Source organism: Fusibacter bizertensis, assembly GCF_029914245.1.
GTDB classification, from domain to species: Bacteria; Bacillota; Clostridia; order Peptostreptococcales; family Acidaminobacteraceae; genus Fusibacter_C; species Fusibacter_C bizertensis.
The window spans coordinates 637,943-651,243 of record NZ_JARYZI010000001.1 but is presented as its reverse complement, the minus strand read 5'-3'; the positions used below and the strand labels follow the sequence as shown (position 1 = coordinate 651,243).

At 34.9% G+C, this 13,301-nt stretch carries 13 protein-coding genes; all 13 read left to right on the top strand.

Translation table 11 applies throughout. The features are described 5' to 3' along the window. Window positions 1-48: 48 nt before the first annotated feature. The 13 genes from yajC to hemZ all read left to right on the top strand — a co-directional run bounded on the left by yajC (window position 49) and on the right by hemZ (window position 13,273). Window positions 49-357: a preprotein translocase subunit YajC gene (gene yajC / locus QE109_RS03220; protein ID WP_281092940.1), complete on the top strand. Its 309-nt coding sequence runs from the start codon at window positions 49-51 to the stop codon at window positions 355-357. 211 nt (window positions 358-568) lie between these two features. Next, window positions 569-709 (top strand): six-cysteine ranthipeptide SCIFF, encoded by a 141-nt coding sequence (gene scfA, locus QE109_RS03215; protein WP_281092939.1) that lies wholly within the window; start codon window positions 569-571, stop codon window positions 707-709. A gap of 72 nt (window positions 710-781) precedes the next feature. Further along, a complete protein-coding gene (gene scfB / locus QE109_RS03210; RefSeq protein ID WP_281092938.1) occupies window positions 782-2,140 on the top strand; it encodes a thioether cross-link-forming SCIFF peptide maturase in 1,359 nt (452 codons plus the stop codon). 10 nt (window positions 2,141-2,150) lie between these two features. After that, the gene (locus tag QE109_RS03205) at window positions 2,151-2,657 is read left to right on the top strand and encodes a gamma carbonic anhydrase family protein (protein WP_281092937.1); all 507 of its coding nucleotides are present in this window, start codon (window positions 2,151-2,153) and stop codon (window positions 2,655-2,657) included. Between the two features lie 12 nt (window positions 2,658-2,669). Further along, window positions 2,670-3,965, top strand: a complete 1,296-nt coding sequence (gene secD / locus QE109_RS03200; RefSeq protein WP_281092936.1) for a protein translocase subunit SecD — start codon at window positions 2,670-2,672, stop codon at window positions 3,963-3,965. Window positions 3,966-3,970: 5 nt separating this feature from the next. Next, entirely contained in the window at window positions 3,971-4,858 is an 888-nt protein-coding gene (gene secF / locus QE109_RS03195) for a protein translocase subunit SecF (RefSeq protein WP_281092935.1), read from the top strand. 178 nt (window positions 4,859-5,036) lie between these two features. Continuing rightward, window positions 5,037-5,456, top strand: a complete 420-nt coding sequence (locus QE109_RS03190; protein ID WP_281092934.1) for a LapA family protein — start codon at window positions 5,037-5,039, stop codon at window positions 5,454-5,456. Then, a complete protein-coding gene (gene recJ, locus QE109_RS03185) occupies window positions 5,453-7,768 on the top strand; it encodes a single-stranded-DNA-specific exonuclease RecJ (RefSeq protein ID WP_281092933.1) in 2,316 nt (771 codons plus the stop codon). The genes QE109_RS03190 and recJ overlap by 4 nt, the downstream gene beginning before the upstream one ends. 31 nt (window positions 7,769-7,799) lie before the next feature. Next, window positions 7,800-8,318, top strand: a complete 519-nt coding sequence (locus QE109_RS03180) for an adenine phosphoribosyltransferase (RefSeq protein ID WP_281092932.1) — start codon at window positions 7,800-7,802, stop codon at window positions 8,316-8,318. 133 nt (window positions 8,319-8,451) lie between these two features. Continuing rightward, window positions 8,452-10,629, top strand: a complete 2,178-nt coding sequence (locus tag QE109_RS03175; RefSeq protein ID WP_281092931.1) for a RelA/SpoT family protein — start codon at window positions 8,452-8,454, stop codon at window positions 10,627-10,629. A 13-nt stretch (window positions 10,630-10,642) separates the two neighbouring features. Next, complete coding sequence (gene dtd / locus QE109_RS03170; protein ID WP_281092930.1) at window positions 10,643-11,092, top strand: D-aminoacyl-tRNA deacylase; 450 nt, start codon at window positions 10,643-10,645, stop codon at window positions 11,090-11,092. A 24-nt stretch (window positions 11,093-11,116) separates the two neighbouring features. Continuing rightward, window positions 11,117-11,746: an MBL fold metallo-hydrolase gene (locus QE109_RS03165; RefSeq protein ID WP_281092929.1), complete on the top strand. Its 630-nt coding sequence runs from the start codon at window positions 11,117-11,119 to the stop codon at window positions 11,744-11,746. A gap of 9 nt (window positions 11,747-11,755) precedes the next feature. After that, window positions 11,756-13,273 carry a coproporphyrinogen dehydrogenase HemZ gene (hemZ, locus tag QE109_RS03160; RefSeq protein WP_281092928.1) on the top strand — a complete coding sequence of 506 codons (1,518 nt, stop codon included), beginning with the start codon at window positions 11,756-11,758 and terminating at the stop codon, window positions 13,271-13,273. Window positions 13,274-13,301 lie beyond the last annotated feature (28 nt).

Genomic DNA, 13,301 nt, shown 5'->3' with positions numbered 1-13,301 from the left:
TGATGCTGTTTGAAACGGCGAATAAAGAATTTTTAAAGGAGATAGAATATGAATAGCACAGTAGGTTTAATTCTTTATATGGGCTTTTTCTTTGGTTTAATGTATTTTTTAATTATCAGACCACAAAAGAAAAAGACAAAGCAGTTGAATGATTTAAGAGGCAGTGTCAAAGCTGGTGATCAAGTTGTGACAATTGGCGGTTTAGTTGGAAATGTAATTAATGTAAAAGAAGATGATTTTACAATTGAAGTTGGTGCTGCAAGAACAAAATTGACATTTAAGAAGTGGGCAATTTCAACGATTGAAAAATCAAGCTCAGCTGCGGTTGAAGTTGAAACAATTGAGATCGAAGAGTAAATGACATTATGACGTACTAAAGTGCGTTACTAAAACCAGTATTCTAAGGTGTAAAAATCAACACTTTGTATACTGGTTTTCTTTTTGATGTAAAATAATGATCTATTATATTTGAGTGGTTTAAAATGCTCTTTTCTTATATTAGAAAGCATGATATAATATCTTGTATTTTATTAATTTGGTATTCTTAAAATTTTGGGAGGGCACAAAGATGAAACATATAAAAACATTAAATACTGGAACGCTTAAAAGTTCAGCAGAACACGGTGGTTGTGGCGAATGTCAAACATCTTGTCAATCAGCTTGCAAGACATCTTGTACAGTAGGAAATCAAGAGTGTGAAAGAAAATAATTAAATCATCATTATCATAAAAGAGCAGCCTAAAGCTGCTTTTCTTCTTGCAATGGAAATAGGAGGTAACAAATGATCCACAAATTTAAACAAGGCGATATGTACTTTGTTTTGGATGTAAATAGCGGTGCCGTGCATGTCATAGATGAAATCGTATTCGATGCTTTGGAATATTATCCGCAAAATAATGCAGTATCAGTTGTCCGTATGCTTAAGGACAAGTATCCTGAAGCTGCTATCAAGGAAACACTTGATGAACTCGATTATTTAATTGATAATGATATGCTTTTCACGGATGACACTTATGTGAATTCAATAGAATTTAACAATAGAAGTCCAATTATTAAAGCGCTGTGTTTGCATGTGGCTCACGATTGTAATATAAGATGTGCTTATTGCTTTGCATCACAAGGAGATTTTAAAGGTGACCGTTCTCTAATGCCTTTTGAAGTCGGTAAAAAAGCTCTTGACTTGCTAGTTGCAAATTCAGGAAATAGACGTAATTTAGAAGTAGATTTCTTTGGTGGCGAACCGCTTATGAATTTTGAAGTGGTGAAGCAACTGGTTAATTACGGTAGGAGCTTAGAAGCTGAGCATAATAAAAACTTTAGATTTACAATTACTACAAATGGTGTGCTTTTAAATGATGATAACATGGCTTATATCAACGAAAACATGTCCAATGTAGTACTTAGTATAGATGGCAGAAAAGAAGTAAATGATAAAATGCGTTATACCATCTCAGGAGGCGGTACGTATGATATCATTATTGAAAAGTTTAAAAAGCTAATTGAAAAGCGTGAAGGTAAGTCTTATTACGTAAGAGGTACTTTCACAAAGAACAACTTGGATTTTTCCAATGATGTTATACATCTAGCTGATTTGGGCTTTAAGAGCACTTCAGTTGAGCCAGTTGTAGCCAAACCAACAGATAGTTATGCAATCACAGAAGAGCATATCGCTAAGTTAAATAGCGAATACGAAGCACTTGCTGAAGAGATGGTTGCACGACACAATACTGATAAAGAATTTTCATTCTTCCATTTCGCTATCGATATGAGTCAAGGGCCTTGTGTCGTTAAAAGACTTTCTGGTTGTGGTGCAGGGTCTGAGTATCTCGCGATTACACCTGAAGGTGATATCTTCCCATGTCACCAGTTTGTTGGTGATGATAATTTCAAGATGGGCAATGTTTTGGCGGGTGTATTAGATTTCGGTTTAACCAATCAGTTTAAAAACGCACATGTGTATAACAAAGAGAAATGTAGAAGTTGTTGGGCAAAATTCTACTGTAGTGGTGGATGTCATGCTAACGCTTACAATTTTAACCACGATATCTTTGTACCTTATGATATTGGCTGTGAACTAGAAAAAAAACGTATTGAAAGCTCAATTTATATCTATGGAAAACTCAATCATTCTGAAGAATAAGGAGGGCAAAATGAGAGTAGCTATAAAAGGTTATACTCCAAGTGTTGATCAAAGTTGTTTTGTGGCTGATACTGCTGATTTAATTGGTCAAGTTATTGTAGAACAAGATGCTAACATTTGGTATAATACAGTAGTTAGGGGTGACGTCGAACTTATTACTATCGGGAAAGGCACGAATGTGCAGGACTTAAGCGTCATACACACGAGTAAAGGCTATCCAGCTTCAATAGGTCAAGGCGTAACCATAGGACATCGTGCTATCTGTCATGGATGTACGATTGAAGATGATGTACTAATCGGTATGGGCTCTATTATTTTAGATGGGGCTTATATTGAAAGTAATGTTATCATTGGTGCCGGTTCACTGGTGCCACCTAAAAAGAGAATTCCATCAGGGTCTTTGGTCATGGGCTCACCTGCAAAAGTAGTGAGAACATTGACTGAAGAAGAGATTGAAGGCATAAAGCAATCTGCAAGAGGCTACGTGGAATTGTCACAGCATTACAAATCAAAATAGGAGGCATTCAAAATGAAAGGAAAAAACACGTTATTGTTTTTCCTGATCGTCGCACTAATTGCAGGCCTTGCGTTTGTGGCAATCAATGGAATAACAATCGGTACGTTTTCCATATCGCCTGTTAAAGATGACCTTAAACTGGGTCTAGACATCAGAGGTGGTGTAAGTGTCGTTTATGAAGCACAAACAGATGAATCTGGCGCTGATTTAACGAAGACTATGGAACAAACAAAGCAAATTATTGGTAGACGTATCAACGAACTTGGTTTAACTGAACCAGTTATCACTTTACAAGGTGACAAAAGATTACGTATTGAATTACCAGGTGTTGAAAATGCACAAGATGCAATCAATGTAATTGGTAAAACAGCAGTATTAGAATTCGATTTAGTTACAGGATCAGTTGCAGCTAAAGAGGGTATGGACGTTTCTGAATTTGAATATGAACGCGTTTTAACTGGAATCAATATCAAAGATGCCTATGTTTCTAAAAACAGCTACAATCAACCTATTGTTGCATTTAAATTAGACAGCGAAGGAACAGATTTGTTTGCTGAAGGTACTAGAAAAGCATCTAGCAATGGTACTGGCGTAGGTCAAATTGCTGTTGTTTTAGATGGCAAGGTTATATCTGCCCCAACTTCTCGTGTTGTTATAACAAGCGGAGAAGCTACAATTGACGGAAATTTCACATATGATACTGCAAACGAATTAGCAATGCTTATTCGTGGTGGTGCGCTTCCAGTTCAACTGGAAGAAGTTCAAACTTCTGTTATTGGACCAACACTTGGCTTAAATTCGTTTAATTCAGCGATAAAAGCTGCAATTTACGGCATTATTATAGTTATGTTATTTATGATGATTTACTACAGAATTCCTGGTATTATAGCATCTATCGCTTTAACATTATATGCAACTGTAGTAGTTTATGTAATGGTTGGCCTTGGTGCGACACTTACACTACCTGGTATTGCAGGTATTGTAATTTCACTGGGTATGGCAGTAGATGCAAACGTTATTATATTTGAGAGATTAAAAGAGGAAATGAAGGTCGGTAAATCACTAAGAGCATCAATTGATGGTGGTTTCCATAGAGCGATGAGCACAATTATCGATTCTAACGTTACAACCTTTATTGCGGCATTGATACTTTTTGCATTTGGAGAAGGCCCTATTAAAGGCTTTGCAGTTACCCTTATGATTGGTATCATTTCAAGTATGTTTACTGCGGTTATCGTGACGAAATCTTTACTTAGATTTTCACTTGCGTTTACTGACCGTAAGAAACTGTACGGATCAAGGGGGTAATGAAGATGAAAACGATTAATTTTATGAAACATTACAAACTTTGGTTTGTTTTTTCTGGAGCAGTTATTTTGATAGGGCTTATAATGATGCTTGTTAATGGCCTTAACTTAGGAATAGACTTTACTGGGGGTACAATGATGCAAGTTGAACTTGCAAAGGAAGTATCTGTACAGGAAGTCGCTGATTTAATATCTGATTTTGATTTAAACCCAGATATTGTGCATTCAGGTGTTGATAAGACTGGTGTGATCATCAAGACTAAGCAATCACTTGATAATGCAAAAAGAATTGAAGTTTTCAACGTATTTAAAGATAAATATGGTATTGAAAGCAAAGACTTCAGCGCTGATCAATTTGGACCAGCTATGGGTGAAGAGATTAGAAACCGTGCGATTACAGCTGTATTAATTGCATCAGTATTTATGCTGATCTATATTTCAATTAGATTTGAAACTGTATTTGGTGTGGCAGCAATAGTTTGCTTATTACATGATGTGTTTTTCTTGATTGCTATTTATGCGATTACTGGAAAATCAATTAGTTCATCATTTATTGCGGCAGTATTAACGATTGTTGGTTATTCAATCAATGACACAATTGTTGTTTTTGATAGAGTGAGAGAAAATGTTAAACGTGATAAATCTAAAGATTACTTTGGTATCATCAACACATCAGTAACTCAAACCATGACAAGAACAATCAATACTTCTTTAACTACGTTATTAGTAATTGGTGCACTCTATGTCTTTGGTGCAAGTTCAATTAAAGAATTTGCGTTTCCATTGTTAGTAGGTGTTACTGTTGGTACTTATTCGTCTGTATTCATTGCAAGTCCAGTTTGGGCAGTTACAAGACGTTATTTAGGTAAAAATAGTCACTATGCTTCTAAGTAGGAAGTTAATTTAATTTTATAAGTTAGGACTGTCACATAAGCTAATCCATCTAAAAATTTGGATTACTTTATGACAGTCCTTTGCTTTCTCATGAATACATAACCAAAATAAATCGACAGATTATCAAATTTGGCATATAATTAATAATGGTTATAAATGAAAAAATAAGGAGGTAGACATGCAAATTTACATTGTTTTAATATTGATTTTCGCAATTCTTGTAACATTGTTTGCTATTTTTAACGCTTCAGTTGTCACGGTTAGTTTATTTTTTGTAGACATAGAGATATCTTTGGCTTTAGTGATTATTGGATCGGTGTTAATTGGCGCTATCTCGGTTGTGTTGTTCGATTCAATTAGAAAAATTAGGGATGGAAGAGTACTTAAAGAGATGAATAAAAAAAGTGAAGAACTTGAAAAGCAACTTGCTATTAAAGATGAGGCACTTAAACAGCGTGATCAAATTATTATACAAAGAGATGAACTCATTGCTAAGAGGGATGAACTCATTCTTCAAAAAGATGAGTTGATTAACTATCAAAAAGGATTGATAGCGACAATCCCAGAAAATAATATAGAAGAAGTGGGGAATCAATGATATTTCAAAATTCTATTTGGTCATATCGAGAATCCGATTTAGAAAAGATTGAACAATTTAGTAGAGAGTGGAAACAAGATGCGCTTATTACTAAATTATTACTAGATCGGGGACTTTCGACCAAGGAAGAAGTTAATACGTTTTTAAATCCTAAAATAGAGGATCTTAAAGATCCTCTTTTATTATTGGATATGGATAAAGCTGTTCAAAGAATTCATAGTGCGATAGAAAATCAAGAGTCTATTTGGCTATATGGGGACTATGACGTAGATGGAATTACGAGTATATCCATCTTGATGAAGTACTTTCATAGTTTAGGTGTAAATTCAAAGTTCTATATTCCCGATCGTCAAGATGAGGGATATGGCATCAGTGAGCATGGACTAGATACCATTAAATCTGATGGAGGTCAACTTGTTATAACTGTTGACTGTGGTATCACTGCATTAGCACAAGCTGAATATGCAAAAGAAATCGCACTAGATTTAATCATTACTGATCACCATGAGTTTCAAGGTGAATTACCAGATGCGATTGCAGTAGTCAATCCTAAACGTGGTAATTATCCGTTTAAGATGTTAGCGGGTTGTGGTGTTGCACTTAAGTTAGTTCAAGCCTTGTCAGGCGATAATTTCGGTGCATTTTATGAAGAAGTAATTGATATTGCGGCGCTTGGAACTGTTGCTGATATTGTACCTTTAAGGGATGAAAATAGAATCATCACAAGTGTTGGTCTTGCAAAGATGCCAAACACAAAAAATCCAGGAATTCAAGCACTGATCAGTGAAGCGGGGCTTGTAGGAAAGGAAATTAACTCAGGGCATATAGGTTTCGTCATTGCACCTAGAATTAATGCTTCTGGAAGAATCGGTAATCCAAGTATAGCTGTAAATATGTTGCTTGAAAAAGACTATTTTAAAGCACTTGAAATTGCGAAACAGCTCAGTGCGCTTAACACGGATAGACAGATGCAGGAAAGAGAGATCATGGAAAGTGCTGAGAGATATATTCAGACTCAAATTGATCTTGATACAGAGAAGATTTTACTTGTTGTGGGGAATAACTGGCACACTGGTATCATAGGGATCGTCGCTTCAAAATTGTCCGATAAGTATTCGAGACCAACTGTTATTTTAAATTCAGATGGAATAATGGCTAAAGGTTCTGCAAGAAGTATTGAAGGTATTAGCATATACGATGTGTTATCAAGGTTTAAATTTTTATTTGAGAAATTTGGTGGACATGAACAAGCGGCGGGACTTTCGCTTAGTTCTGATAATATACAGGCACTTCGTGAGGGGCTAAAAGCTTATAGCAGTGAACATCTTCATAATTATATGCTGATTTCAAAAGAGCGTGTTGATGGTTTGTTAAAACCTCAAATGGTTACGCATCAACTTGTAGAGACCATTGAACAACTTAAACCATTTGGTATGGGTAACCCCAAACCACAGTTTGTATTCAATGATTTAATTATTGAAGATTACAAAGCTTTAGGAAAACTTCAAAATCATCTCAAATTAATAGTAAATGATAGCAATAGAGTTTATGATGCGCTTGCTTTTAACAGAGGCAGTTTTATGAAGTTCTTAAAGAAATCTGATAAAATCCATTTGTTGATGACACTTGAGAAAAACAATTTTATGGGTGTTGAAACAATTCAATTTATGGTGAAAGATATGATTAAAGAGAGAATGCCAATTTCCGATTTACTTAGAATGCGCTTTGATTTGGCTATGAAAAATTTTCTTGTGAATGCAGACGGATATGGAACTATAGATAATTTTACAAGTATAGATAGTTTTGATATAATATTTTCTGTTCCCAATAAAAAACCTATTTTGATTTATTCGGAAGAAGGACTCATCAAATTTAAAGATAAGGTGCTTGCAAATAATTATATTAATTATACTTTGCATTTTAACCAATTTAATTCTAAAGAGAGTCGTGAAGGGTTCTGGGATATAATTATTTTACCAATAGCACCTGGTGTAAGCGATGCATATTATTTTATAAGTGCGACAAACGATTTAGAATTATACAGTCATATTCCTGATCGAAATGACTTGGCACTATTTTATAAATATGCAATTAATAAAGAAGAGAGTACATTGCAACTATTATCTAATAAAGGAACATTGAGCATTGCAAAATGTAGGATTTGTCTTTCTTTGTTGAGTGAAATGAATTTACTACACTATAAAGAAAATGGCAATTATGTGAAGCTGAATTGGCTACCTAGACCTACAGAAAAGATCGACATAGAACAACTTGAGTTGTATAAGAATTTAATTAAAAAATGGCGTAAATAAAGGTGAAAACCTTTTTTATATGGAGGTTAAAATGGATTTCAAATCGAAAATTCGAGTAATAGAAGGCTTTCCAAAGGAAGGTATCAGTTTTAAAGACGTAACAACGCTCTTAAGTGATGGAGAGGCTTATCAAGCTGCTATCAAAGCGTGTTTAGAGATGCTTGAAGGGATCAATTATGATGTCGTAGTTGGACCAGAAGCGCGAGGCTTCTTAATTGGTGCACCACTTGCAGTAATGGCACAGAAGGGGTTTGTTCCAATCAGAAAACCAGGTAAATTGCCATATGAAACAATTAAACATGAATATTTCTTAGAATATGGTTCTGATGTTTTAGAAGTTCACAAAGATGCCATTAAGCCAGGCGATAAAGTATTGGTAGTGGATGATTTACTTGCAACAGGTGGTACTGCAAAGGCTGTATGTGAGTTAATTGAAAAATTAGGTGGCGAAGTTGTGGGTCTTGCATTTTTGATGGAACTAGATTTCTTAGATGGTCGCAAGGTGCTAGATGGCTACAAAGTGCTAAGTGCTATCAATTATGAGTCATAAAAAAAGGTTGTAAATAACTTGATAACTCTGTAAAATAGATATAAAATAGTTCGTTCAAGGTTCTTGGACGGACTATTCTTGATAAATGAGGCGCATTTTTTGTACTTAAAACTATACTTTAGACGGTGTGAATATGAATTTAGAAGGTTATTTGGCCAAGGTTAAAGGTTACGCTCCTTATCTTGACTTAGAACGTATTGCAAAAGCTTACGATTTCGGAGAAAAAGCCCATATTGGACAGCTTAGAAAAGATGGTACAGCTTTTTTTAATCATCCAACTAGCGTTTCTTTGATTTTAGCAGAACTTGAAATGGATGAAGAAACAATTATATCCGCATTACTTCACGATACTGTGGAGGATACAGCTGTTACCTTAGCAGAAGTTGAAAAACTATTTGGTAAGGAAGTTGCTGCGCTCGTTGACGGGGTTACTAAACTTGCGGTAATTAACTATGAAACTAAGCAAGAAAGACAAGTTGAGAACCTTAGAAAGATGTTTCTTGCTATGTCTAGTGATATAAGAGTTATCTTGATTAAACTCGCAGACCGCCTTCATAATATCAGAACTTTAGGTGCAATGACTGCTGAGAAGCAAAAGGAAAAAGCAGAAGAAACAATTGATATTTTTGCACCTATAGCACATCGACTTGGTATATTTAGAATTAAATGGGAACTGGAAGACTTAAGTTTAAAATACTTAGATCCTGAAGGTTACAAAGAATTGGTTAAAAAAGTTGATAAAAAAAGAACAGATAGAGAATCAATCATCAATGATTATATCAATCAGATAGATAATGCTTTGACAGATCTTGGTCTTGAGTTCGAAATATATGGAAGACCAAAAAATTTCTATAGTATCTATAAAAAAATGAAATATCAACATAAAGAGTTTGATGAAATATATGATTTAACAGCGATTCGTATCGTTTGTGAGGATGTTAAGGATTGTTATAGCGCCCTCGGTGCTGTTCATACGCTATGGAAGCCTATTCCTGGTAGATTTAAAGATTACATTGCGATGCCTAAACCAAATCTCTACCAATCTCTTCATACAACCCTCATGGGAAATGGAGAGCCATTTGAGATTCAAATTCGGACGAGAGAGATGCATGAAATCGCTGAATACGGTATAGCAGCGCACTGGAAATATAAAGAAGGAACTAAGGCCTCTAACAATGAAATGGAAAAGAAAATTTCATGGTTTAGACAAATGATGGAATGGCAAAGCGACCTTAAAGACCCTAGTGAATTTATGAATTCGCTTAAATTAGATTTGTTCAATACAGAAGTTTTTGTTTTTACTCCAAATGGACAAGTGGTAGATTTGCCTGTTGGAAGTTCACCTGTTGACTTTGCTTACAAAATTCACTCTGAAGTGGGCAACAAGTGTGTTGGTGCAAAAGTTAATGGAAGAATTGTGCCTTTGAATTATCAACTTCAAAATGGGCAACGTGTTGAGATTATGACGACTAAAAACGCCCAAGGCCCATCAAGAGACTGGCTCAAGTTTGTTAAGAGTACACAAGCGAAACAAAAAATTAAACAATGGTTTAAAAAGGAACGCCGTGAAGAAAATGTTGAAAAAGGTCAGGAAATTATCGTTGCTGAACTTAAAAGACAAAACTTGCCAACTAAAGTCGTTTTAAATGAAGAATATTTAGATGCAATATTAAAAAGACTTAGTTTGAAATCACTTGAAGATATGTATAATGCCATAGGTTACGGTGGAATTCTTACCATTCAAGTTGTCCCAAAAATTAAAGAAAAGTATTTTAAAGATCAAAAAGAAGAAACTGAAAAGAAAAAAACTGAGATCGAACGTTTGGAAGAAATGCCAAACAAGAAAAAAGAAGTTAAGAAAAGTGATACTGGAATAGTTGTAAAAGGGATTGAAGATATTTTGGTTAGATTTGCAAAATGTTGTACGCCTGTTCCAGGTGATAATATAATTGGATATATCACAAGAGGTCGTGGTGTTACTATACACAGGAGCGATTGTGAAAACTTTGAAAAAACCGATGAAAGTAAAAACCGATTTATCGAGGTCGCATGGGCAAATAACAATAACACGGCTTATACTGCAAGTGTACAAGTTGTTTCACATGACCGCAAAGGATTGTTATCAGAAATCACTATGATGATGCATGAACTTGACATGGCCATGTCAGGAATAAATGCCAAAATCGATAAAAATGGTATTGCAATAGTAAATATCACTATTGAAATTTCAGATATTGAAGAACTCAATAAATTAATGAAGCGCTTAAAGAACTTAGAAGATATTATTGAAGTAAAACGCATGAGTTCTTAAGCAGGAGGAAATGGTGAGAGCTGTAATTCAACGTGTAAACTTCTCTTCTGTAGAAGTTGAGGGAAAAATTGTCGGTAAGATCAATAAAGGCATAAATGTCTTGTTAGGTGTCGAAGACGGTGATTCAATTCAAGATGTAAAATATATGGCTGAAAAAATAGTCAATTTGAGAATTTTTGAAGATGCTGATGAAAAAATGAATTTATCTCTTCTGGATGTTAGTGGAGAAATGTTATGCATTTCTCAATTTACGTTACTAGGTGACTGTCGCAAAGGAAGAAGACCTAGTTTTGTAAGTGCTGCGAAGCCAGATGAGGCAAACGAATTATACAAACAGTTTTGTGAAGCGGTTAAAGAAATGGGTATACATGTCGAAACGGGCATTTTTCAAGCTGACATGAAAGTAGATATCCAAAACGATGGACCAGTGACTGTTTTGGTAGATAGTAAAAAGCAATTTTAGTATTACCTATAATTGGAGGTAAACATGATTATCGAAAAATTAGCAGTGGGTGCGTATGCTGCAAATTGTTTCATCATTGGTGATGAGGCAACACATATTGGTATGGTAGTTGACCCAGGTGGTGAAGCAGAACGAATCTTTAAAAAGGTTGAAGATTTAGCGCTAAATATAAAGTATATCGTCATCACACATGGGCATGGTGACCATATCGGCGGTTTAGAGAAACTCAAGAAGCTAACTGGTGCTGAAGTGTTGATTCATCACGATGATGAAATCATGCTGAAAGATCCTATGTTGAATCTAACTGATTCAATGAATGGTCCAACGGTTTCTTCTACACCAAACAAGACAATTGGCGATAGAGATAAACTCACTATTGGAAATTTGAAATGTGAAATTATTCATACGCCGGGTCATACACCTGGTGGAATATGCCTTTATTTTGACAAAGAGAAAATACTGATAACAGGTGATTCTTTATTCTATGGTTCAATTGGAAGAACTGATTTAGCGGGTGGAAACCATAAGCAACTAATCAGTGCAATTTTAGAAAGATTAATGATCTTGGATGATCAAGTATCAATATATCCAGGACATGGCGCAAGTTCAACAATAGGATTTGAAAGAAAAAGAAATCCATTTTTGCAAGGATAGAGGGAATATATGAAGGAACTCGTGATTCTGCAAGAAGGTTTGGAGAGCACATATGAACTAGAAAATCTCTATGAAATATTTGTTGTCAAATCAAGGATTCATTTTGCAGAGAATGAAGCAGATTTCAACCAAAAATTAAATGTTGGCGATTATGGTTTGCTTATTCGCTATAAGGAACAGGAAATAAACATCATACTTATGGAAAATCTTCGGATACCTGGTCCGCAGATTTTATCACAAACAAGTTGTGATTTTAATACTGATAAGGTTCTTGACTCAAGAACCTTATTTGTGCGTGATGCTAACCAAAAGAAAATTAAGAACAAGCTTAAAAAAGCAGTTTATGAGATATTACAGCCATACTTTACCCCAATGTCTAAATGGGGAATTCTTGTAGGCATAAGACCGGTAAAAATAGTGCATGAACTATTAGATGAAGGCGAAACGATAGAAAATATTGAGACGATTTTAAAAGAAATGTATCTGATTAAGCCTGATAAAGTAAAGTTGATGATAGAGATTGCTTTACGAGAGCGTCCACATCTAGTGCCTAATAATCCAGATGCAATCTCACTTTATTTATGTATTCCATTTTGTCCAACAAGGTGTGTTTATTGTTCATTTCCATCAAATGATCTAAAACAAAAAGGTAAGCTATTGCCTGAGTATATGGATAAACTAGAACAAGAAGTGGTATATGCCATTGAGCATATTCATTCTGTTGGAAAATATGTTGATTGTATATACATTGGTGGGGGAACACCAACGAGTATCGACGAAGTACAGTTAAATTCTTTACTTGAGACCATCAGCAATCATCTAGACTTAAACATAGTAAAGGAATATACTATAGAGGCTGGAAGACCTGATACAATATCTAAAGAAAAGCTTGAAATAATGAAAAAACATGGGGTTAACAGAGTTTGTATCAATCCTCAAACATTAAACGAAGAAACACTAATCACAATAGGTCGTGCGCATACATCCGACGAAATTATTACTACAATGGCACTTGCAAAATCAGTGGGATTTGAAACCATTAACATGGATTTAATTATGGGACTTCCTGGAGAAACGGCTGAGGATGCTTTAAGAACTGTGAAGAAAGTACTCGAACTTGATCCAGAGAATATCACGATTCATACATTATCAGTAAAGCGCGCATCAAGGTTGCATGAGGATCCAGAGCACTTTGAACTTGCACATGATCAAGAAGTAGCTAAGATGCTAGACGTTAGTGATCAAGTGATTAGAGACGGTAATTTATCTCCATACTATATGTATAGGCAAAAGAAGATGATTGGTCACCTTGAAAATGTTGGCTATGCTAAAATAGGACATGAATCACTATATAACATGCGCATTATGGAAGAAAAACATACCATAGTTGCATGTGGGGCGGGTGCTGTTTCAAAGATTTGTACGCCTGAAGAAAACAGATTTGAAAGAGTTGCTAATATAAAAGGACTTGAAGCTTATCTCGATAGGTTTGATGAGATTCTTTTAAAAAAGACACTTTTGAAATAAAAAATAATATCATAAATTTTAAAAGATA

Excerpts from the sequence above, each read along its gene's own strand:
- yajC (WP_281092940.1), top strand. The coding sequence starts at position 49 with ATGAATAGCACAGTAGGTTTAATTCTTTATATGGGCTTTTTCTTTGGT.
- scfA (WP_281092939.1), top strand. The coding sequence starts at position 569 with ATGAAACATATAAAAACATTAAATACTGGAACGCTTAAAAGTTCAGCA.
- scfB (WP_281092938.1), top strand. The coding sequence starts at position 782 with ATGATCCACAAATTTAAACAAGGCGATATGTACTTTGTTTTGGATGTA.
- QE109_RS03205 (WP_281092937.1), top strand. The coding sequence starts at position 2,151 with ATGAGAGTAGCTATAAAAGGTTATACTCCAAGTGTTGATCAAAGTTGT.
- secD (WP_281092936.1), top strand. The coding sequence starts at position 2,670 with ATGAAAGGAAAAAACACGTTATTGTTTTTCCTGATCGTCGCACTAATT.
- secF (WP_281092935.1), top strand. The coding sequence starts at position 3,971 with ATGAAAACGATTAATTTTATGAAACATTACAAACTTTGGTTTGTTTTT.
- QE109_RS03190 (WP_281092934.1), top strand. The coding sequence starts at position 5,037 with ATGCAAATTTACATTGTTTTAATATTGATTTTCGCAATTCTTGTAACA.
- recJ (WP_281092933.1), top strand. The coding sequence starts at position 5,453 with ATGATATTTCAAAATTCTATTTGGTCATATCGAGAATCCGATTTAGAA.
- QE109_RS03180 (WP_281092932.1), top strand. The coding sequence starts at position 7,800 with ATGGATTTCAAATCGAAAATTCGAGTAATAGAAGGCTTTCCAAAGGAA.
- QE109_RS03175 (WP_281092931.1), top strand. The coding sequence starts at position 8,452 with ATGAATTTAGAAGGTTATTTGGCCAAGGTTAAAGGTTACGCTCCTTAT.
- QE109_RS03165 (WP_281092929.1), top strand. The coding sequence starts at position 11,117 with ATGATTATCGAAAAATTAGCAGTGGGTGCGTATGCTGCAAATTGTTTC.
- hemZ (WP_281092928.1), top strand. The coding sequence starts at position 11,756 with ATGAAGGAACTCGTGATTCTGCAAGAAGGTTTGGAGAGCACATATGAA.